The sequence below is a fragment of the Acidithiobacillus ferriphilus genome (assembly GCF_028215975.1).
Classification (GTDB): domain Bacteria; phylum Pseudomonadota; class Gammaproteobacteria; order Acidithiobacillales; family Acidithiobacillaceae; genus Acidithiobacillus; species Acidithiobacillus ferriphilus.
Genome location: NZ_CP116458.1, coordinates 1,167,783 through 1,189,428, shown reverse-complemented (window position 1 = coordinate 1,189,428; position 21,646 = coordinate 1,167,783). Strand labels below are relative to the sequence as shown.

23 protein-coding genes, 1 tRNA gene and 1 other RNA gene are annotated in these 21,646 nt (G+C 59.4%); all 25 read right to left on the bottom strand.

Features of this window, described 5'->3' with window-relative positions:
- Positions 1–8 precede the first annotated feature (8 nt).
- The gene (gene bamB, locus PJU76_RS05855) at positions 9–1,196 is read right to left on the bottom strand and encodes an outer membrane protein assembly factor BamB (protein ID WP_271780862.1); all 1,188 of its coding nucleotides are present in this window, start codon (positions 1,194–1,196) and stop codon (positions 9–11) included.
- Positions 1,193–1,804, bottom strand: a complete 612-nt coding sequence (locus PJU76_RS05850; protein ID WP_271780861.1) for a YfgM family protein — start codon at positions 1,802–1,804, stop codon at positions 1,193–1,195. The genes bamB and PJU76_RS05850 overlap by 4 nt, the downstream gene beginning before the upstream one ends.
- A complete protein-coding gene (gene hisS / locus PJU76_RS05845) occupies positions 1,801–3,120 on the bottom strand; it encodes a histidine--tRNA ligase (protein WP_271780860.1) in 1,320 nt (439 codons plus the stop codon). The genes PJU76_RS05850 and hisS overlap by 4 nt, the downstream gene beginning before the upstream one ends.
- Positions 3,121–3,152: 32 nt before the next feature.
- Complete coding sequence (gene ispG, locus PJU76_RS05840; RefSeq protein WP_215862219.1) at positions 3,153–4,253, bottom strand: flavodoxin-dependent (E)-4-hydroxy-3-methylbut-2-enyl-diphosphate synthase; 1,101 nt, start codon at positions 4,251–4,253, stop codon at positions 3,153–3,155.
- The gene (locus PJU76_RS05835) at positions 4,243–5,193 is read right to left on the bottom strand and encodes a RodZ domain-containing protein (protein WP_271780859.1); all 951 of its coding nucleotides are present in this window, start codon (positions 5,191–5,193) and stop codon (positions 4,243–4,245) included. Before PJU76_RS05835 ends, ispG begins: the two co-directional genes overlap by 11 nt.
- A gap of 12 nt (positions 5,194–5,205) precedes the next feature.
- The gene (pilW, locus tag PJU76_RS05830) at positions 5,206–6,048 is read right to left on the bottom strand and encodes a type IV pilus biogenesis/stability protein PilW (protein WP_271780858.1); all 843 of its coding nucleotides are present in this window, start codon (positions 6,046–6,048) and stop codon (positions 5,206–5,208) included.
- Positions 6,045–7,136, bottom strand: a complete 1,092-nt coding sequence (gene rlmN, locus PJU76_RS05825; RefSeq protein WP_271780857.1) for a 23S rRNA (adenine(2503)-C(2))-methyltransferase RlmN — start codon at positions 7,134–7,136, stop codon at positions 6,045–6,047. The genes pilW and rlmN overlap by 4 nt, the downstream gene beginning before the upstream one ends.
- Entirely contained in the window at positions 7,137–7,562 is a 426-nt protein-coding gene (gene ndk, locus PJU76_RS05820; protein WP_215849842.1) for a nucleoside-diphosphate kinase, read from the bottom strand. It abuts the gene before it with no gap.
- A gap of 136 nt (positions 7,563–7,698) precedes the next feature.
- A complete protein-coding gene (miaA, locus tag PJU76_RS05815; protein WP_271780856.1) occupies positions 7,699–8,625 on the bottom strand; it encodes a tRNA (adenosine(37)-N6)-dimethylallyltransferase MiaA in 927 nt (308 codons plus the stop codon).
- Positions 8,622–10,418 (bottom strand): DNA mismatch repair endonuclease MutL, encoded by a 1,797-nt coding sequence (mutL, locus tag PJU76_RS05810; protein ID WP_271780855.1) that lies wholly within the window; start codon positions 10,416–10,418, stop codon positions 8,622–8,624. Before mutL ends, miaA begins: the two co-directional genes overlap by 4 nt.
- Positions 10,408–10,893, bottom strand: coding sequence for a tRNA (adenosine(37)-N6)-threonylcarbamoyltransferase complex ATPase subunit type 1 TsaE (gene tsaE, locus PJU76_RS05805; RefSeq protein ID WP_271780854.1), 486 nt, complete (start codon positions 10,891–10,893; stop codon positions 10,408–10,410). Before tsaE ends, mutL begins: the two co-directional genes overlap by 11 nt.
- Before the next feature lie 12 nt (positions 10,894–10,905).
- The gene (locus tag PJU76_RS05800; RefSeq protein ID WP_271780853.1) at positions 10,906–11,361 is read right to left on the bottom strand and encodes a CBS domain-containing protein; all 456 of its coding nucleotides are present in this window, start codon (positions 11,359–11,361) and stop codon (positions 10,906–10,908) included.
- A complete protein-coding gene (gene bioA, locus PJU76_RS05795; RefSeq protein WP_271780852.1) occupies positions 11,361–12,710 on the bottom strand; it encodes an adenosylmethionine--8-amino-7-oxononanoate transaminase in 1,350 nt (449 codons plus the stop codon). Before bioA ends, PJU76_RS05800 begins: the two co-directional genes overlap by 1 nt.
- Positions 12,697–13,545 carry an NAD(P)H-hydrate dehydratase gene (locus PJU76_RS05790; protein ID WP_271780995.1) on the bottom strand — a complete coding sequence of 283 codons (849 nt, stop codon included), beginning with the start codon at positions 13,543–13,545 and terminating at the stop codon, positions 12,697–12,699. Before PJU76_RS05790 ends, bioA begins: the two co-directional genes overlap by 14 nt.
- A 2-nt stretch (positions 13,546–13,547) precedes the next feature.
- The gene (locus PJU76_RS05785; RefSeq protein WP_271780851.1) at positions 13,548–14,765 is read right to left on the bottom strand and encodes an ammonium transporter; all 1,218 of its coding nucleotides are present in this window, start codon (positions 14,763–14,765) and stop codon (positions 13,548–13,550) included.
- Positions 14,766–14,825: 60 nt separating this feature from the next.
- The gene (gene recR, locus PJU76_RS05780) at positions 14,826–15,425 is read right to left on the bottom strand and encodes a recombination mediator RecR (RefSeq protein WP_215859598.1); all 600 of its coding nucleotides are present in this window, start codon (positions 15,423–15,425) and stop codon (positions 14,826–14,828) included.
- A 6-nt stretch (positions 15,426–15,431) separates the two neighbouring features.
- Positions 15,432–15,755, bottom strand: coding sequence for a YbaB/EbfC family nucleoid-associated protein (locus tag PJU76_RS05775; RefSeq protein ID WP_271780850.1), 324 nt, complete (start codon positions 15,753–15,755; stop codon positions 15,432–15,434).
- A 3-nt stretch (positions 15,756–15,758) separates the two neighbouring features.
- The gene (gene dnaX, locus PJU76_RS05770) at positions 15,759–17,465 is read right to left on the bottom strand and encodes a DNA polymerase III subunit gamma/tau (protein WP_271780849.1); all 1,707 of its coding nucleotides are present in this window, start codon (positions 17,463–17,465) and stop codon (positions 15,759–15,761) included.
- Positions 17,466–17,491: 26 nt separating this feature from the next.
- An RNA gene (gene ffs, locus PJU76_RS05765) (signal recognition particle sRNA small type) lies at positions 17,492–17,588 on the bottom strand.
- Positions 17,589–17,635: 47 nt separating this feature from the next.
- Positions 17,636–17,726: transfer RNA gene (locus PJU76_RS05760), tRNA-Ser, on the bottom strand.
- 76 nt (positions 17,727–17,802) lie between these two features.
- On the bottom strand, positions 17,803–18,159 hold the full coding sequence (locus PJU76_RS05755; RefSeq protein ID WP_215861973.1) for a PilZ domain-containing protein: 357 nt from the start codon (positions 18,157–18,159) through the stop codon (positions 17,803–17,805).
- On the bottom strand, positions 18,143–19,144 hold the full coding sequence (locus tag PJU76_RS05750; RefSeq protein WP_271780848.1) for a DNA polymerase III subunit delta' C-terminal domain-containing protein: 1,002 nt from the start codon (positions 19,142–19,144) through the stop codon (positions 18,143–18,145). Before PJU76_RS05750 ends, PJU76_RS05755 begins: the two co-directional genes overlap by 17 nt.
- Positions 19,141–19,791, bottom strand: coding sequence for a dTMP kinase (gene tmk, locus PJU76_RS05745; protein WP_271780847.1), 651 nt, complete (start codon positions 19,789–19,791; stop codon positions 19,141–19,143). Before tmk ends, PJU76_RS05750 begins: the two co-directional genes overlap by 4 nt.
- On the bottom strand, positions 19,788–20,801 hold the full coding sequence (mltG, locus tag PJU76_RS05740) for an endolytic transglycosylase MltG (RefSeq protein WP_271780846.1): 1,014 nt from the start codon (positions 20,799–20,801) through the stop codon (positions 19,788–19,790). Before mltG ends, tmk begins: the two co-directional genes overlap by 4 nt.
- Positions 20,798–21,589 carry an aminodeoxychorismate lyase gene (pabC, locus tag PJU76_RS05735; protein WP_271780845.1) on the bottom strand — a complete coding sequence of 264 codons (792 nt, stop codon included), beginning with the start codon at positions 21,587–21,589 and terminating at the stop codon, positions 20,798–20,800. Before pabC ends, mltG begins: the two co-directional genes overlap by 4 nt.
- Between the last annotated feature and the right edge of the window lie 57 nt (positions 21,590–21,646).

Genomic DNA, 21,646 nt, shown 5'->3' with positions numbered 1-21,646 from the left:
ATGGAGCCTTAGCGCTTGGCCAGCTTGATTCGATACAATGTGCCCGCATCACTGAAGGCAAGAATCTGGCCATTTCCCAGACAGACAGGCGTACTCTGAATACCGCTGTCGGACAGTCGCGTCTGACCGAGCCGGTGCCCAGTCTGCGGATCAACGACATAGAGATACCCGGCATTATCCGTCGCCAGCAAGTCACTGCCACACAGGCCAAAACCGGTCATATAGTGCCCACTCAGGCGGTCATTGCGCCAAAGCACATCGCCGGAGTTGAGGTCTACAGAGGATATCCGCCCGTCGGCATCGGCGACGAAGAGATGGCCATCGTCCAGTACGGGGGTCTGGTAGACGGACATCGGCACACTCCAGTTCTGGGTACCGCCTTGTAACGCATAAGCGGCCAGATTCCCCTGATAGGCAGCGGTGATGACCTGATCCTTCGCGATCACCGGGCGCGCGGCCACATCTACCATGCGAGCCAATTCGTTACTGCCATGCGGTATGGCGACCTGCTCCCGCCAGAGCTCCGCACCAGACGACAAACTCAGCGCCACCACCGTTCCATCGGCAAAACCGGCATATACCACGCCGTCATGCACCGTAGGCGTAGCCACGGTGCGCAGGATGAGGGACGGCTCATTCATGGAGAATGTCCATTGCACCTTGCCATCTTTAGGATCGAGTGCCCAAAGATGACCATCCGCCGTCTGCACCAAAAGATGTCCGTCCACGGCGACCACTGGCGTGAGCACCTCGGAACTCAGCTGTATGGCCCAGAGCTTGTGCCCGTCTTTGGCGGTCAACGCATACACTTTTCCCGCATCGGTACCCGCATAAACCACGCCGCCTGCCAGCGTCGGGCCACGCGCCGTTCTGCCATCCAGGCTACGCATCCACATCTGGTGACCACTATCCGTCATGCTGATCAGATGACCAGAAGCATCGGCGACCACCACCTGTCCTTGGCCATGCGCGACCAGCGTTCCCTGATACGGATCAACTTGCCATATACCATACAGACGGGACTGCCATTCGGTGGAAAAAGATACCTTATCCTGCCCCTTGGTGATGGGCGGAGGTGCCTTGGGGGATGGGGTGGAATGGAACCAGGACGTGATGCCACAGCCGTTCAGCAAGATCGCCAAAAAACCCAGCGCCGCCGGGCGTCGGAAGGATGAAAGAGAAATTCGCAAGGTCATGGTGCCACTCCAATGTTAGCCATCTTCATCTGCAGGTAACTGCGATAAGGATCGGCGGCCGGAAGCGCGACGATAGCCGACTGATAAGCCTGCATGGCTTTACCGTTTTGATGGAGTTCCACATAGGCATCCCCCTGGATTTCATCCTGCAGGGCGGCGTAGGCCACGTCCGGCGCCTTCAGTAAATCCAGCGCTTTTTGTGCCTGTTTCTGCTCCAGATAAAGCCGGGCCAGACTGAGCTTCGCCATACTCTTCAGGCCCCTTGGGACGCTTCTGCTCTGGATGATGGTATTCAGATCTGTTTCCGCCGCGGGAATCTGATTGCTTTCACTGTCCATACGCGCCAAAAAAAAGTGGGCGAAAATGGCGTAGGGCGTGTGCCCATATTGATGCACCAGGGTGTCCGCACTGGCGCGTGCCGTACCGACCTGCCCGGCGACACTGGCATCCACCAGTTCGTTATACAGTACGGCAGCACGCTGCACTTGATGACGCTGGTATTTTTCGTAGCCAAAAAACCCCAGTGCCGCGAGCAAGATGATAATGGTACCCGCAACAAGAGAGATCCGGTGGCGATAAAGGAATTCGGAGAGTTCTGGACCGGTCACGATAAGGTTCTGACTGTAGCAAAATTGCGCACAGTATGGGGTGCAGGCTGCGGGAAATCAACGCCAAGACTACGCAGTCCTTCATGCAAAGCGTCAAGATCGCCCTGCCAACGGCCCTCTCCCGCCTGTTCCTTAAGGATCAGCGTCTCACCGGCGAGTTGCCCCGCGCCGATAATGGCCTGAAATCTGGCACGGGAACGCTCCGCCTGCTTCATGAGCGTCTTGAAAGTGGCGGGGCCACTGGTGACCACGGAGATACCCCCGTCTCGCAACCGCTCGGCGATTTGCCACGCAGGAGCAACCGCGGCATCCTCCAGAGTGCCAATAAACAGCAAAGGAGCAGCGGCTTTTGCCACCCTCCCCTGCAGTGCCTGCAAAGCGAGCAATCTTTCAAGCCCTACGGCAAATCCGATCGCCGCCGTCTCAGCACCGCCCAACTGCGCGACCAAACCGTCATAACGACCACCGGCCAGTACCGTGCCTTGCGCGCCCAGCGCATCCGTCACCCATTCGAAGACCGTGCGGTTATAGTAATCCAGACCGCGTACGAGGCTATGGTTGACCTGGTAAGGGATATCAAGCGCTGTCAGCAGCGACTGCAACAGGGCGAAATGCGCTGCAGAGTCTTCGTCCAAATGGTCCGCCAGATGCGGGGCCATGTGTGCGATGTCCTGACAGGTGGGTACTTTGCAGTCAAGCACGCGGAGCGGGTTGCGCTCCATACGCTCCCGACAGTCGGCGCAGAGCTCCGCCCGGCGCGGGCGCAGATAATCCAGGAGCATGCTTCTGTAGTGGGCACGCGCCGCCGGACTTCCCAGAGAGTTGATCTGCAGCGCAGCGGTAACGCCAGCCGTCCGCAAAATTCGCGCCGATAGGGCGATCACCTCGGCATCGGTGCTCGCCGCAGGCAGCCCGAAGACCTCCACACCCAGTTGGTGAAACTGCCGGTAGCGTCCTTTCTGCGGGCGCTCGTGGCGAAACATCGGCCCCATGTAATAATAACGCGGGGTCTGACCGCGCATGCTCTGCGCTTGAATGGCGGCACGCACGCACCCCGCCGTCCCCTCCGGCCGCAGGGTGAGGCTATCCCCATTGCGGTCGGCAAAGGTATACATCTCCTTCTGGACGATATCGGTCACATCGCCAATAGCGCGGGCAAACAGTTCCGTCGATTCCAGGAGCGGCAAACGCACTTCGCCGTAGTCGTAGAGCGCCAGCAATGTCCGCAGGTCATCTTCCAACGCCTGCCAACCCGCGCTCTCTTCCGGAAAAATGTCATTCATACCACGTACGGCCTGCAACACTTTACCCGCCATGCATGTTCCCGGTTTGCAGCGCAGGAAGAGGCTCAGGCGTCATGTCGCGCTGCCTGCCGCTCGGCGATTTCCGCCCGAATCCGCTTTTCCAGTATATCGACGATATCGATATTCTCCACCCGTTCGACCTGCTTGCCGCGATAGTAGAGAATGCTGCGCTTATCCCCACCCGCCAGGCCGATATCCGCCTCCTTCGCTTCACCGATACCATTCACCACGCAGCCGATCACCGAAACATCCATGGGTTCGAGGATATCTTCCAGACGCGCCTCCAAGGCATTGATGGTGGTAATGACGTCAAACTCCTGGCGGGAACAGGATGGACAGGCGATGAGATTGATCCCTTTCTGACGCAAGTGCAGGCTCTTCAAAATATCGAAGCCGACGCGAATCTCCTCGACAGGATCCGCCGCGAGGGAAATCCGGATCGTATCGCCGATGCCGTCGCGCAGAAGCAGACCAAGCCCGATGGCGGATTTGACGGTGCCCGAGCGCAGACCGCCGGCTTCGGTGATACCCAGGTGCAGCGGGTAATCCACCTTTTCCGAGAGCAGCCGGTAAGCGCTCACGGCAAGATAAATATCGGAGGCCTTGACACTGATTTTCACATCATGAAAATTCAATTCGTCGAGAATGCTCACATGGCGCAAGGCAGACTCCACCAATGCCTCCGCCGTGGGCTCCCCGTATTTTTCCTGGATATCCTTTTCCAAGGACCCGGCATTGACCCCGATACGGATGGGAATGCCCTTGTCCTTGGCCATTTCCACCACCAGCCGCGTTTTATCCAGAGAACCGATATTTCCGGGATTGATGCGCAGACCATCGACACCATCTACCATCACCTGCAAAGCAATACGGTGATCGAAGTGGATATCGGCGACCAGAGGGGTTTCCACCTGGGCGCGGATCGCCTTAAAGGCTTCCGCGGCATCCATGCTGGGTACGGACACTCGGACGATATCGGCGCCGACCGCTTCCAGACGCCGGATTTGCGCGACCGTGGCGGCGACATCACGGGTCTCCGTATTGGTCATGCTTTGTACGCTAATGGGAGCGTCGCCGCCAATGGCTACGTTACCCACGTGAATTTGCCGGGTCTTACGCCGTTTTATGGGAGATTCATGGTGCATGGGAGGCCTCGCTGGAAGATGAAAGCACACTCGCTATCGGCAGTGCGGAGGATGGCACCTGACTGTGGGTGACGGCCATAACATGGGCGCCACTGACAGGGGTACTGGTGGTCGATGCGGTACCAATCTGCAATCTGGCCACCCCCAGAGCGTTGGCGGGCAGTGGCGCCAGCTTACCATTATAGCTGATGGCAACAGCACTGGCCTTGCCTACCAGGACATGATAGGGCGGCGAGCCGGAATCGACGCGTAAGACATTGCCGCGACGTCCCAGGACAGCGAGCAGGGTTTTTCCGGAGGCGTCTTTGACCTGCACCCAACAGTCCGCGCTGAACTGGAACGTCAGCCCAGGACCAGTCGCTGCGGTCGCAAATTGGGTTACCCCAACCGGAACAGCAGATTGACCAGGCGCCACCGCCGAAGCCTGAGTCGCCGCGCGCGGCGCCAGAACGACCGGTGATATGCTGGGTGCGGCGCTGACCGCCGGCGCAGAAACCGCCGGATGCTTCACCGCCGTCGGCGAAGCCGCCGTGGCGGGCAAGCTCTGCGTCTGCTGCCGACTCCAGAACCACCAGGCCGCCACAATAACGGCTATCATGACCAGTGCGGAGAAAGTCAGCATGCGCCGACTATAATCCAGCAGCGGACCTTCACAGTTGGGCAGCACATTTTCCGATGGGTGCAGCCCCGACCCCTCGTTGGAAGCATCATACGTCTTCAGAAGAGGTTCCGGATCCAATTCCAGCAGACGCGCATAATTCTTCAGAAAACCGCGTGCGAAAGCCGCACCGGGCAGGGCGGCGTAATTACCTTCTTCCAAATTCTTTACCTGTACTTCGGTAATACGCAATCGCTCGGCAACCTGGCGCCGGCTCCAGCCATGGGCTTCCCGCGCTGTCCGCAAGTCCTGGGGAATATCGTCTCCGGTTATCGGGTCCATGGTTCCACCACCTCAACCATTTTGTAATAATAATTGCTGCGCCTGTTTACCCGCCACAGAATAGGGTGATGCCGTCACGCAACGCTGCCAAAAAGACTGCGCCTGCGTTGTTCGCCCTTGTTGGGCGGCGATCCGCCCCGCCAGCAAGAGCGCATCGGCATTATCGGGCTCCTGCGCCAAGACCACCCGCAAGTGATCGAAGGCGGCGTCTGCTTTACCCGCCTTAAAGTCCAGCTCGGCAAGCATCTGGAGGGCGGGCGGATAGTTGGGGACCAGATAGAGTGCCCGGTTCAGGGCGTCGCGCGCTGCCGACAAGTCCTTAAGCCCCGCGTAGGCTTGTGCAAGGTTGGTCCAGGCGAACTGCGGCGTACTATACAAAGGATCGGCCGTGGCCCGCTTTAACTCGACGAGAGCTTCCGCGTAGTTACCGGAACTGACGAGGAAAGCACCGTAATTATTGAGATACTCTGGATTTTTTGGATCCATGGAGAGGGCCCGGCGAAAGGCTTTACGTGCCAGTTCCTTCTGCTGCAACTGTTCATACGCCAGCCCCATGATATTATAAGCGTCGGCGTAGTTGCGGTTGTCGGCGATCGCCAAGCGCAATTCACGGATCGCCTGCCGGGGATGACCATCCTGCAAATAAGCGCTGCCGAGAGAGGTATAGATGCCTGCCTTGGCTTTATCGGTATTGGCGGGTGTCGGCTTGAAGCCTGAAGAGGCGGCGTTGGCCTTGTGTTCATGGGCGATAAACGCGGCCATTTGTTGCTCGGGCGTAGTCGCCTCATTGCCGCCAAAGAGCCCGCAGCCATTCAGGAGAAGCACGCCCATACCCAGCCCCGCGAGCCTTCTCATGAATGCACCGCCAGGGGAATACTGCGCCGGCCATCACGCACCTGCCCGGCCAACTGGCCGCAGGCGGCGGCGATGTCATCGCCACGCGGGCGGCGCGTAACCGCCATCACGTCACCGCGCAGGATAATGTCGCGGAAAGCATCGATGCGCGCCTGTGGCGACCTTTTATAATTTGAACCAGGAAAGGGGTTAAAGGGGATTAAATTTACCATGGCGGGGATGCCCCGCAGTAAGCGGAGGAGTTCCCGGGCATGGCTGTCGGCATCGTTGAGACCATCCAGCATCACATATTCGAAAGTGATACGGCGCCGGGGCGGCAGGGGGTAGCGGCGGCAGGCGGCGAGCAGTTCCGCCAGCGGATAGTGGCGGTTTACTGGCACGAGAATGTCGCGGATATCATCGCGGCTGGCATGCAAACTGATCGCGAGATTGACCGGGCTTTCCGTACCCAGCCGATCCATGCCCGGTACCACCCCCGCCGTGCTGACGGTAATGCGCCGCGCGCCCAAACCGTAGGCATAATCGTCGCGCAGCAAATCCAGCGCAGGTAATACATGACGCAAATTGAGTAACGGCTCACCCATACCCATGAACACCACGTTGGTGATGGCGTTCAGGCCCAGCAAGCGGCGCGCCACGCGCACCTGGGCGATTATTTCGTGGGTTTCCAGGTTGCGACTCAGCCCTTGCGCGCCGGTGGCGCAGAAACTGCACGCCAGCGAACAGCCCACCTGGGAAGAAATGCACAGCGTGCCACGGTCCTCTTCAGGAATAAAAACCGTTTCGATCGCATTGCCATCAGGAAGCCTCAACAGCCATTTGCGGGTGCCATCCGCCGCCAGTTGGTCAGCAATAATTTCCGGTTCATCCAGAATGGTCTCAGCGGCGAGTCGGGTGCGGAGGGCTTTGCCGATGTTACTCATGGCCGCGAAATCCGTCACCTGACGGGTATGCAGCCATTGCAAAATCTGGTTGGCGCGAAAGGGGGACTCTCCCCAGGTGCGCAGCAACCCGGCGAGGGACTGGCGATCCAGTCCCAGCAGGTGTGGCCATACGGCCTTGGTAACTACAGAAGAATCGCCTATCATTCAGCGCGAAAAAATCTCCCGTTGGCCAAAAAAGTAGCCGATTTCCCATGCCGCGGTCTCAGCGCTGTCTGAGCCATGCACGGCGTTGGCATCGATGCTGTCGGCAAAGTCCGCACGAATCGTCCCCGCAGCGGCATCTTTGGGGTTGGTCGCGCCCATCAGATCACGGTTTTTGGCGATGGCGCCCTCGCCCTCCAGCACCGTAACCACTACCGGACCACTGCTCATGAAATCGCACAGCTCGCCGTAAAACGGACGCGCTTTGTGTACTGCATAAAACCCTCCCGCCTCATCACGGCTGAGGTGCATCATCTTGGTGGCAGCGACACGCAGGCCCGCCTGTTCGAAACGGCCAAGAATGGCACCGATGGCATTTTTCTGAACAGCGTCGGGTTTGATGATAGAAAGAGTACGCTCAACAGCCATAAATTCCTCAATGGGGGTAAAATTAAAGTCGCCATAGGCTAGCATTCTGCAGTTTCTCTGGCAATCCGGGGCGCATATCCGGGGAGCAATCATTATCACGCCCGGCGCAAAATATTCGGCATTGCGGGATCAACCCCTAACGGGCATTTTTCTGCTGAAAATCAGAGAAGGATTGTAACAACAGTGACGCCGCATCCCCCCGTGTGGGGTCAAGGTAACAATGCGCTGATTCCCTCTTAAACCAGGTATCCTGGCGCTTGGCCAGTTGGCGAGTCGCCGCCAGTGCCGCCTGATAGGCCTCTGCGGCACTGTAGAGACCGTCATGCCAGGCGAAGTATTGACGGTAACCCACGGCGCGCATGGCGGGCAATTCCGGCGCGTAGTGACGTTGGCGCAGGGATTCCAGCTCTTCCAAAAAACCCTCTGCCAGCATGGCATCAAGGCGCTGCGCGATGCGTTGATGTAACCAGGTCCGGGGCGGACGCAGGATGATCTTATAGAGCGGACCGGGGAACGCTCCCTGCCAATGGCGATGAGCGCTGATCAAGGCGCCAGAACTCAGAATCATTTCCAGCGCGCGTTGAATGCGTTGCCGATCATGGGGGGCGATAGCCGCAGCGGTTTCCGGATCCAGGGTCGCGAGGCGCTGGTGTAGTGCCGGCCACCCTGCCGTCTCTGCTGCCGCCACCAGACTCTGGCGCAGGGCGGGATCGGCGGGGGGTAACGCATCAATGCCACGCTCCAGCGCGCGGAAATACAGACCCGTGCCCCCCACCAACAGCGGGATGCGATCACGTTCCCGCGCCAGCGCAATGCAGCGCAGGGCATCTTCGCGAAATAGACCCGCCGAATAAGGTGCGTCGGGCTCCCGGATATCGACCAGTGCGTGCGGATATCGCTGGCGCAGAGTCGGGCTGGGTTTAGCGCTGCCGATATCAAAATGGCGATACACCAGCAACGAGTCGACACTGATAATGTCTACCGGCAGCATATCGGCCAAACGCAAGGCCAGATCCGTCTTGCCACTGGCGGTCGGACCCATCAGAAAAATGGCGGGAATCATCGTCCGCGCAGAAAAAGACGGTCCAGATCGGCCAGCGAAAATTGCACGACCGTGGGTCGGCCGTGATTGCACTGTCCGAAACGCGGAGTGGCTTCCAGTTGGCGCAGGAGGCTGTTCATTTCTTCCAGACTGAGGCGACGACTGGTTTTAATGGCGGCACGGCAAGCCATATCGGCGAGAGCGGCATCGCTGTCCTTCCCGGTCCAGGCCGACTCCTCGGCCAGGAGGTCAGCGACAATCTGTCCATAGGTGGCGGCTGGGATGGCCTTGGGGGCGGCATGAATAGCCAACGTTCCGGGACCAGCCACACTGATTTCCAGTCCGGCAGCTTGCAGGGCGTTTTGCTTTGCCTCGAAACGCGCCATCTGTGTCGCTGTTACATGCAGGTATTCTGGAATAATAAATACTTGCTTATCATTTTGTTGCGCTGCTATCTTCATCTTCTCGTAGAGGATGCGTTCATGGGCGGCATGCTGATCGATGAGGATCATGCCTTCCCTGTTCTGGGCGAGAATAAAGCGCGCGTGAATTTGCGCCAGGGCCTGACCAAGAGGGTAGTCCGGGGCCAGCTCCTGAAGATGTGCCGCAGGCATGTCAGTGCTTGGCGCAAAAGTCATTGCCGGCGCTACCAGTCGTTCCCAATAGGCTCCGGATCCATCCTGCACCGCACTCAGCGGTCGCTGGGTCGGGTGTTGATAAGCTCCTCTGGACAGCGAACTTTGCAGTGCAGGCGCTGGTGACAGGGGCTGGACCGGCACAGTCAATTGCGGGTGCTCTCCCCCCTGTTCCGCAATCACCCGCCGCAGGGTATGGAAGAGAAAATCGTGTATCTCACGACTATCGCGAAAGCGCACCTCGGCCTTGGCGGGATGCACGTTAACATCTACCCGCTCGGGCGGCAGTTTCAGGTAAAGCACGTAAAGCGGGTGGCGATCCTGAAACAGCACGTCATTATAGGACGCACGCAGGGCGTGGGTAATCACCGGGTCACGCACCGGACGACCGTTGACGTAAAAATACTGTTCGTCCCCGCGGGCACGGTTGTAAGTGGGTAGACCCAGCCAGCCGCTGAGGGATAGGCCTTGATCTTCCTGCTCGATATACAACGCGTTGGCGAGGAAGCCCTCCCCCATGATATTGGCCACGCGTAGTGCCCGGCTGTCGGCATCCAGGGCCGCGGGAAGCTGCACGAGCGCGCGACCGTTCTGGAGAAGCTGAAAGGCCACCGGGAAATTGGCCAGAGCGATCTGTCGCAGTACTTTTTGGTTCCGCGACAGTTCAGCGGACGCGCTGCGCAAAAACTTGCGCCGCGCGGGCACATTAAAGAATAAATCGGCCACACGGACCGTGGTGCCCGGTGCCCGGGCTGATGGCTCCGGCGCGGCGGTGGCACCACCGGTCACATGCAGACGGGTAGCCTGCTTCTGGCCATGCGCCCGCGAAACTATTTCCAGGCGCGAAACAGAAGCAATGGCGGGCAAGGCCTCGCCGCGGAAGCCCATGGTATGGATCGCCTGAAGATCCTCCCAGGTCGCCACTTTACTGGTCGCGTGGCGTTCCAGGGCCAAGACCAGGTCTTCGGGGAATATCCCAACGCCGTCATCCTCAACACTGAGCAGGTCGACCCCACCACCCTCCAGATGAATCGTGATTCGCGTCGCTCCGGCATCCAGGCTGTTTTCCAATAGCTCTTTGAGGATAGAGGCGGGGCGTTCGACCACCTCACCAGCGGCTATCTGATTGGCCAGAGTATCGTCCAGGCGATGCACGCGGGGTGTTTGATCAGCCGACATCACTATTGCTCCCACCGGATGAGGGTGGCAAAAACTCGGTCCAGCCCTGAACACGAGGTTGATGCGCCTGCCAGTCAAGGCGGTGACCGCCACTGTCCAGAATGCTGAGGCGGAGTGACAGATCAGCAGCGGGAAGGAAACCCGCGCCCCGCTCCGGCCATTCCACCAGCCACAGGGCGGACTCGGCCAGATAATCCCGAATGCCAATGAATTCCAGCTCTTCAGGTTCCAGCAAGCGATATAAATCCAGATGCAGCGCGGGTCCGATGCGGGTCTGATATGGTTCCATTAAAGTATAGGTGGGGCTCTTAATGGGCTGGGTGACACCCAGCGCTCGCAGCACGGCTTGGGCCAAGGTCGTCTTACCGACCCCGAGATCGCCCGCAAGATAAATGACCGCCGGGATATCGATGCGCAGGGCCAATCGCTGCCCCCAGTCCCGGCAGGCTTCAGCATCTGCGAAATCCCAGTACATCAGATACCCGATTCAGGGCTTCAGCAGATGCTGGAGAATGTCCGAACGACTGATGATGCCCAACAGGAGGCCGCTGCTGTCGACTACCGGTACGGCATGCACGTCCTTCCGCAGCAATTTTTCGGCAACCGCATCCACATCCTCCTCGGGGGCTACGCTGATGACGCGGGCCGTGGCCAACTGGCCGGCGGTCACCGCCGTTACCTTGCGCAATTCCTCCTCGTATTCATGCATGCCACCGAGCGGAATCAGTCCGTCGAGAATCGTGAGCATGGTGGGCAGATGCACCTTGCGGTGGGCATCAATCAGATCCCGTTCACCGATCATCCCGACCAGATGACCATCGCCATCGATCACCGGGAGGCTGTGGTGCCCGGAACTCAGGAGCAGCTCACCCACCTTCTGCACCGAATCATCCGCCAGCACGGTAATGGCCTCGCGCGTCATAATATCTTGGGCCGTTTTCATCAGGATCGTCCTTCCGCCATGGCGTCATATAATGTGTTGAGGATAATGTCTATTTCCGCTGCTGTCACCGACAGCGGCGGAACTATGGTGAGGAGATCGCCGAGGGGGCGACTATAAACGCCCATTTCCCGTGCCCGTCGGCACACCGCGTATTCGACGCGATCGGCGTAGGGATAAGGCGCATTCGTCCTGGGGTCGCGCAAGGCGATGGCGGCCATCAAACCGAACTGGCGAACCTCTCCTGCCCACGACTGGCCGTGAAAACGTTGCAGGCCGGCGCGCAACTGGGCGATTTTCCCAGGCAAAGCGGCCAGCACAGCGCCTTCCGCAAAAAGAGTCAGGTTCTCCAGCGCTACCGCACAGGCCAGGGGATTGGCGGTGTAGGTATGCCCGTAGTAAAACTGCCGGGTTTCCCCGAAAGGCGCAAGGAAAGCGGCATAAACATGTTCTGCGGCGAGGGTCGCGGCCAGCGGCAAGTAACCACCGCTCAGCCCTTTGCCCAAGGCCAGCAAGTCTGGTTCGACAGACTCCCACTCACAGGAAAAAAGCTTGCCGCTGCGACCAAAGCCGGTTGCGACCTCATCAATGATCAACAAAACCTCATAGACCCGGCACAGACGTTGCGCACCCGCCAGAATGCCGGGAGGAAAAGGCAATATGCCGGCAGCACCCTGCACCCCCCCCTCCAGGATCAGGGCCGCGATCTCGCCGCCCTGATCCTGGAGCGTGGATTCCAGCGCCGCCAGCCATGCGGTGGTCGCCTGCAGCGGATCGCCCTCACAGCCTTCCCATTGCAATACATAGGGGCTCGGCAAGCGTAAAGTCGGGAACAGGAGATGGCCGTACACCGCATGAAACAAGGGGAAACCGCCCACCGAAACAGCGCCCACGGTGTCACCATGATAGGCATTGTCCAGGGTCAGGAAGAGATGTTTTTCAGGGCGGCCCAGATTACACCAGTATTGAGCCGCCATTTTGATGGCCACTTCGACCGCTTCTGACCCATCCTCCGAAAAAAAACAGTGCTGCAAAGAGGCCGGAGTAATTTCCACCAGTGCCTTGGCAAGGTGTATGGCCGGGGGATTGCTCGCGCCCAGCGCCGTGCTGTGCGCGACTTTACCGATCTGCGCGATCAGGGCGGCGTCCAGTCGGGGGTGGCGATGACCATGGATATTGCACCACAGGCTGGCGATGGCGTCCAGACAGCGATGGCCTTCCGTATCGTACACGTAATTGCCTTCGGCCCGTTCGATGATCCATGGATCATCGTCTCCATAACACTGCATCTGAGTGAAGGGATGCCAGAAATAACGGCGATCCCATTCCCGCAACTCTTCAGTTTCCGTCATTGTTTTGCGCTAACTCCTGTAGTACGCGAGGCACTGCCGCCAGGATATCCCTGGCCAGCAGGCTGGCTTCGCCCATCTGCGCGGCAGCGAGGTCACCCGCGCGGGCGTGCAGGCACACGCCAAGGGATAAGGCCTTGTCTGCTTCCAAATCCTGGGCGAGCAGACCCGCGAGTATACCGGTAAGGACATCCCCGCTGCCGCCCGTCGCCATACCGGGATTGCCCAGCGGGCAAAGCCAACGACCGCCACCCAACAACAAACTATGGTGACCCTTGAGTACCCAATACCCGCCATAGCGGGCCTGCAATCGGCAGATGGCCGCGACGCGATCGGCCTGAACGGCGGCGACCGGCACCCCTAGCAGGCGCGCCGCCTCCCCAGGATGGGGGGTAAACAGACGAAGCGCGTCGGCGGCCAACAGTTCCGGACCAAAACGCGCGAGAATGTTCAGGGCGTCGGCGTCCCAGACTTGGGGGCAGGACAGTGTGCCGATCTCCCGCAAAAGATCATGGGCGGCCAGGCCCTGACCCAGGCCCGGGCCAACGGCCAGGACTGCTTGATCCGGCAAATCTGCGAAACTCGCAGGCCAGTCCCGCCAGGTAGCTTCAGACAGAGATGCCGCCAGATAAGGGATGGCCGAGGGATGACCGACGGCCGTCACCAGTCCGGCGCCCACCCGGTAGGCGGCCACACAGGCCAGCGCCAGTGCCCCACCCATGCCTGGCCCTCCGCCTACCGCGAAAACGTGCCCGAAGCTCCCTTTGTGCGCCTGCGGGCTACGCGCCGGCAGGGTCGGGACTGTCCGCCAGTTCAGGGCAACAAAGGCTTCATTCATGGTCACGCCCTCTCGATATCCTCCTCAGGATATGCGCTGACATGGTGCAGACTCAAATCGGCACCGGCATACTCCGCCTCGGGGTCCAGACGAATCCCGATGAAGTACTTGATGCCGCCGTAGACGATGCCGCTGCCCGCCAGGGCGACCAGTACGCCCAACGAGGTGCCCAGCAACTGGGACCAGAAACTGACCCCACCGGCGCCGCCGAGGAACTGATGTCCAAAAATGCCGACGGCCAGCCCGCCCCACACGCCGCAGACGCCGTGCATCGGCCATACGCCAAGCACGTCATCCAGACGCAGGCGGTGCTGCACAAAAGTGAAGAGGTAGACAAAGATAATACCGGCAATAGCGCCGATGGCCAAAGCACCGATGGGTTGCACCACATCGGAACCGGCGCAGATCGCGACCAGACCCGCCAGAGCGCCATTGTGTACGAAGCCCGGGTCGCCCTTCCCTACCGCCAGGGCCGCCAGCATACCGCCCACCAGCGCCATAAGCGAATTGAGCGCCACCAGACCCTGCACCGCCATCAGTTGCTGCGCACTCATCACATTAAAGCCAAACCAGCCGATGATCAGAATCCAGGAACCCAGCGCCAGAAAGGGAATATTGGATGGTGGCATGGCATGCACCACACCATTTTTCCCGTAACGCCCCTTGCGCGGACCCAGCAGCCAGACCGCCATCAGCGCCATCCAACCACCCATGGCATGGACCACCACCGAGCCCGCGAAATCGTGAAAAGGCGCACCAAAAATGCTGGCAAACCAAGCCTGAATGCCATAATGATCGTTCCAGACAATGCCTTCATAAAAGGGATAAACCAGCCCCACCAGGAAGGCCGTCGCCAGCAATTGTGGATAAAAACGCGCCCGCTCGGCGATACCACCGGAAATAATAGCCGGCACCGCGGCGGCGAAGGTGAGCAGGAAGAAAAAGCGCACCATCTCGAAGCCGTGATTACCCGTGGTCAGGGTCTTCACATCACCGAAAAAGCTGATGCCGTAGGCGATGTGGTAACCCACAAAAAAATAGACCATGGTAGAAATACCAAAATCGCTGAGAATTTTGACCAATGCGTTGACCTGACTGCGGCGCCTTACCGTACCCAGTTCCAGAAAGGCGAATCCGCCGTGCATGGCAAGTACCAGAATGGCACCCATCAGCAAAAAAAACACATTCCCACCCGGAGGCGTGGCGCCTATGGCTGTCATGATCGCTGTTTCCTCTCAAAATTTAATTGCTTTTATGTTTACGAAACAATGGATAATGCCTTATTCATCGAGCAATCGGCGACCATGCAATGCGCGCCCGAGGGTGCTACGATCGACGTATTCCAATTCGCCGCCCACCGGCACCCCGCGGGCGATACGGCTGATTGTCATACCCTCGGGAACCAGCCCGGCAAGGAACTGTGCCGTGGCCTCCCCTTCCAGAGTGGGATTGGTCGCAAAAATCACTTCCCGCAAGTCTGCCTCACCCAAGCGCGCGCTGAGGCGATCAATGTGCAAGGCTTCGGGACCGATGCCGTCCAGGGGCGACAAATGCCCCATCAACACAAAAAACTCGCCGACAAACACCCCCGTATCTTCGATAGCGCGCAAATCCGCGGGAGATTCCACGACGCACAGGATGGAACGATCCCGATGTTCAGAGCGACAGACGGCGCACAACGGCGCTTCGCTCAGATTATTGCAGCGCTGACAAAAACGGACCATGGCATGGGCCTGCTGTAAGGCGGCGGCCAGTTGCGGCATGAGATCGCGCTTGCGCACCAGCAACTCATAGCCGATCCGTTGCGCCGAACGCGGGCCAATACCCGGCAGGCGGCGGAGCAGTGCCACCAGGGCATCCATACTCGGAACATCTGCCATAAATGCCTAGAAAGGCAGGTTCATGCCCGGAATATTCATGCCACCCGTCACGTCCGACATCCGCTCCGCGCTGATCTTCTCGGCATTGCGCACGGCGTCATTGATGGCGGCAGCCACGAGATCCTCGAGCATTTCCCGATCGCCATCGGCAAGCAGAGAGGGGTCAATACGCACCCGGCGTACGTCATACCGGCAGGTCATGGTGACCTCTACCAGATTACCGCCCGCATAGCCTCGCACCTCTACCTGGGCAAGTTCTTCCTGCGTCTTTTGCATGCGCTCCTGGAGCTGCTGCGCCTGCTTCATGATATTTCCCAGTCCACCCTTCATCTTTCATCCCCTCTCTAGTTTACTCTTCAACTGTGAGCCAACGGCACCGCCGTTCGCGGCGGCCGGTACCATAACTTCAATGGATTCCACATGAGCCTCCAAGACTTCCAGGAACGCGCCTATGCGCGGGTCCGCGGCGACGCGCGCCTCGGCTTCGGCCTGCCGGGATGCCGCGCGCGCTTTCTCTTCCTGCACCAGGCTTCCCACCCCGGTCGCCTTGGTAAGGGGTACGATGCTCAGACGCGGTTCCCGGCCAAAATATGCAGTAAGCGCCCGATGTAACGCCCCACGGGCCTCGGCCTTGACGAGAAATGGCAAATAATTGGGCTCCACGGCCAATTCCACCGCTTCCGGATCGCAGCGCAGGGCCTGTCCATAGCGCAGGTACTCGGCAAGCATGGGAGAAACCGCCAGCGCTTCCACCACACAACGCCAGTCCGTCGAGGGCGCCGTCTCAGCCACCCTATCCGGCGTCGTTTCCCGAACCGCGTCCCCTGAATGGTAGGAAAGCGATGGTGCAGGCCGGTGCGATGCCGGTGAACTCACCTCCGCTGCCAGCGTTGATGACTCAACAAAATGCGGAATGCCCGGATCCGGAAGCGCGGCGGCGGGCGGCAAGTCTGGCGACACCGCTCCGGAAAAGCTCAATACCCGCAGAACAGCCATTTCCAGCGCCATACGGCTGTCCGGATAAAGCGCAAAGTCACGTCGTGCCGAGAGGAGCAAAAAATACCAGGACTGCAAAGTAAGCGGGCTGATGCGTCCACGCAGGCGCGCAATCAGCTCCGCACCATCATCCTCCGGATCGGTCGGAAGAAATTGTGCCAAGCTGAGACGGTGCACGCCCTCTATGATCAAATCGAGCAGGCCGGCGCCATCTATACCCCGCGCCAGATGATCATCCAGTATGGCAAATACCTGCGCAGCATCCCGCTCCACCAACGCTTCGACCAGACCCAGCACCGCATCGTCACTGCCGCGCCCAAGCATCGCGAGCACGCCGTCACGCTGGACCGCACCCCCACCATGAACAATGGCCTGATCCAGCAAACTCAGGGCGTCGCGCAGGCTTCCATCGGCAGCGCGTGACAATATCCGCAGTGCGGCATCCTCGGCAGGTATCTGTTCGGCCGCCATGATCTGCTGCAATCGTCCCTGAATTTGTGGAATATCCAGCCTCCGCAAATTAAACTGCAGACAGCGGGAGAGTACGGTTACCGGCAGTTTCTGCGGATCCGTGGTCGCCAACAGAAATTTGACATGCTCCGGCGGTTCTTCAAGGGTTTTCAGCAGCGCGTTGAAGCTGTGAGTGGATAACATGTGTACCTCGTCGATAAGGTACACTTTGTATCGACCCACCGTAGGCGCGTACTGCACGTTGTCCAGCAGGTCACGGGTTTCATCCACCCGGGTGCGACTCGCCGCGTCCACTTCCAGCAGATCAACAAAATTTCCCGCGGCGATGCCGCGACAGGCACTGCACTCTCCGCAAGGATCGCTGCTAACGCCACGCTCACAGTTCAGGCACTTGGCCAGTAGCCGCGCCAGAGTCGTTTTACCGACGCCCCGCGTCCCGGTGAACAAAAAAGCATGATGAATGCGACCGGAATCGAGGGCATGGCGCAAGGCGGCGACCACCGCCCCTTGCCCTACAAAATCGTCAAAGTGTTGTGGCCGCCAGCGGCGGGCAAGCGCGAGGTAGGCGCTCATGCGCGCCCGAAATATAGGGTGGCGACGCGAACCAGCCGCACCCCGGCACCTGGATCACCGGCTGCCGCTGCTCCCTTCCGGGCCTGACGGGGTTCACCAGCTACCACTGCGAGGGGACCGATCTTTGTCGCCATAGAAAAACCTGAGACTGTCCGCTGATGGACGGTGATTGGCGGAGAGGGTGGGATTCGAACCCACGGTACCCTTTTGGAGTACACAGCATTTCCAGTGCTGCACCTTCGGCCGCTCGGTCACCTCTCCTGAGGGGACGAAGTGTAACCCAGACGGCAACGAGAGAGCAATGACCCTATATGGAAGCGGCACAAAATGATGCATTTTAGAAACTCAGCACCTCGCCATCGTTCCTGGGCAGGTCCGACAGCGCGTTTTGAATGCGCATCAGGACACCGGAGCGATCATTTACGAACTGAACGCCAATGGCTGGCGGTCGGCCATCACGATTATCCGGTGGCGTCACCCACACCACCTTCCCCATGACAGGCGCCCGCGGCTGGCTGTCGGGAAGGCTGATCATGAGCAACACCTCCGTGCCCATGGGCAGGAGATTCGGTGTCTCCACCAGCACCCCCCCCCCTTTAATGTTTGGCATATAGTAGCGCTGCACCGCGGCAACGTCCCGCAACACTACGGACAGCGCTTTTGCCGCACTTCCCGTCTCAGCTTGTAATTCCATGCACCTTCTCCCTGGACCAAATGCTTATCCAGTTCAACAGTAACGTTTCCAACATCATACCCACATTGCGATTCTGGGCGAGAGACTCAGGGACTCGGATCCATTCCTCCAGCGTCTCCCAGAGGGAGATCGCCTGAGCCGACTGCGCCATGACCTTCAGCGACTGCAGATAGTCTACATGCACGATGCTGTCCGGGCGATGATTACGAAGCCGGAGCAAATCGGCCAACAAGCTCAACATCAACTCGCGCAGCAGCAGCAAGTCAACGTCTTTGGCCCAGTTATCGGCCAGACGCAAAGCGGCGACGGGACTCTGCTGGGGAAGGCTCAATAACATGTCGATCCAGCTTGGGCAGCGTGTCACCCAGCCGGATTCCCAGAGTTGCCAGGCACGCAACGGCCGATTCGCAAACTGTCGGCTCAACCAAAGCGCCTCCGCCGGAGGTATACCGAGTCCTTCCAGCCAAAGCACGCACTGCCCCGGCCGCGGCGCTGGAAAAGACAATCTCTGCAAGCGTGACCGGATGGTGGCCGGAAGTTGCGACGGACGCTCACTGAGCAAAAGAATGTGCGCACGCGCGGCGGGCTCCTCCAGGGTTTTGAGGAGGGCGTTGGCGGCCGCCGCGGTCAGCGCTTCGGCCGGCTCAACGCGCAGCCAGCGCCGCGCGCTGACCTGCGGGGTGTAGGCGAGAAAGTCATTGGCATGGCGCACCGCGTCAATCGCAATACGCTTCCCCGTTTCTGCTGTAATAACGAGCAGATCCGGATGATTGCCTTCTACCAACAAACGACAGGAACGACAGGTTCCACAGGACAATCCCTGCGCTGATGGCGCGAAACACAAGGCCACCTGCTGCAACTCATCGCAGTACTGTCCGACCAGCGACCCCGACTCGCCGACAGCGAGCATCGCCTGAGGCAATCCCGCTTGCAGCAGACTTTGTATCGGCTGCCATTCGGCGGGCCTCGGACGCTGCGCACTCATGAACAATGCGCCGCCAGGCGCAGCGCCAACTGTATCCGCAAAGTATCATGCACCACCGGCAGAGTCTGTGTCGCATCCACGCGCAAGATTCTTTCTGGTTCGGCCGCGCAGCGTTCCGCAAAAACCGCTCGCGCCCGACTAAAGAAAGCTTGATCTTCCTGCTCCAATCGATCCGGTCGACGTGCGCGAATACGCATCGCGCCCAATTCCGGCGGCACATCAAACCAGAAGGTCAGATCAGGAAGGCGCGTAATCCCCGCCCAGCGCGCCAACTCCGCGATGTGTTCGCGGGTGACCCCCCGTCCGCCACTCTGATAGGCATAGGTGGAATCTTCATAGCGATCACTGATGACCACCTTCCCGGCAGCCAGCGCGGGAGCAATACGCGTCAGCCAATGATCCCGACGCCCGGCATACAGCAGGAGCAATTCCTCATCCGCATCCAGGCGCAGGTGATCATCCAGAAAAATCGTACGCAAAGCCTCACCGAGCGGCCCGCCGCCCGGTTCCCGAGTAACTTCCACCGCGTAACCCTGCTGACGACAATATTCCGCCAACACCGGCGCCGCTGAACTCTTTCCTGCGCCCTCGATACCCTCCAAGGTGAGGAAAAATCCATCCTTCAGTGATGCCGCCTTCACGTTCACAAACCTGCTCCTCCGGCATGCTGGAGATAATGCTGTATCTGCTTAAGATGTTGCGTGTAACTCTCTGAATAATGGTATTCATCGCCTTGGGCGATAAAATAAAGGTCGGCACTGTCCGCAGGATGCAGTACCGCCATCAGACTACCGAGTCCCGGCATCGCGATGGGGGTAGGCGGCAATCCGGTATGCAAGTAGGTGTTATAGGGGCTCTCCACATGCATCTCTGAGGTCGTCAAAGACCCGGTATAGCGCTCGCCCAAAGCATAAATCACGGTGGGATCAGACTGCAGAGGCATACCCTGCCGCAAGCGATTGAGAAAGACGGCGGCGATATGCGCCTGCTCTGCGGGTGGCGCGCCCTCCTTTTGTACGATAGAAGCCAGAATCAGGGCCTGATAGGGATCACCCAGCGGCAATCCAGGAGCACGTCCGGCCCATAAGGAGTGTAATTCCCGTTGCATGCGCACATAGGCACGCCGCAGCACACTCAGCGCGGTGGTACCCGGAACGTAACGGTAACTATCGGGGAAAAGCCAGCCCTCCGCACTACCTTGCGCGCCGACACCCTGCCGTGCGAGGTATCGTGCCGCGGCCGCACCCTGTGGCAGATTCTGCTGGTCCAGGTAAGGAGCCTTATCGTGTATTTCCTGATAGATATCCTGCAAACGCCAGCCAGGCACAATCAGCAGGCTAAGTGGCGTGGATTGCCCGGCAATCAATCGGTGGAGTACCTGCGCCTGGTTAATACGTCCCTGGAACTCATACAGTCCGGCCTGCATGGGCGGATACCCGGCCAAGGCCCAAGCCAGATGAAACAGTCGCGGATGCGGCAATACCCCGGACCGCGCCAGACTGGCAATAGCCTGCGCGTTAGTGGTGCCCAAAGGAATGGGGACCGTCACGCCCTTCGCCGGCAAAGCTTCCGGCCAATACATGCTGATGCCGTAAAATCCAAAAAGGAATAGCATCATCAAAAGAAACAACCCGGCGGCACGGCGTTTGCGGCTCATGATTGTGGCCCCAACCCCATATTCCTGCACCAAGCGAGCAAAGCGGATGCTATTGGTCCGTCATGTCCTGGCAACGTGCGCTCCGCAAAGCGGCGTACTGGCCAGATGCCGATCAGACTATTGCTGAAGAATATTTCATCCGCCTGCTGAAGTGCCGCGGCCCGATAGCGCCCCGGCATGGTCGGCACGGCACGCGCGCGCAGCCATTCCAGGATAGCGCCCCGCTGAATGCCGGAGATTCCCCCATCTTCCAGCTCTGGGGTGTAGACAATACCGGCCCTCACCCAAAACAGATTGGACATGATTCCCTCGCGCAGCACCCCTGACTGGTCCAACATGATCCCTTCCGCATATTCCGAAGCCAGGGCATCCCGGGCCATAACCTGATTCAGGCGATTGAGCGATTTAACACCGAGATAAGGCGCACCGGTTAACAAGGCGACCGGACAGATCGCGGCGGAAATACCGGGTTCCCAATAGTGGGGATCACGCTCCGGCCATTGGGATAAATACAGATAGCGTCGCGTGGGACCTGCACTGGAACTGCCGTACCCCCAACCCGCGCCACGGCTGAGAAGCAGCTTGACGAAGAGGCGGGAATGTACCCGAACATCATGCAGTATCTGCTGTAAATCAGCATACCAGAGGCTTGGGGAAGGCATGGGGATATTCAGAATGGCCGCGCCACGCCCGAGGCGCGCCAGATGGGCATCCCAAAACAGGGGGACGCCCTTTATGACCGCGATGGTTTCAAAAAGCCCATCCCCATAATGTAAAGCACGGTCCAAGGCAACACCGCACTCCTCTGCCACGAAGTGATTTCCATCCACCGTGGCGGCAATCAC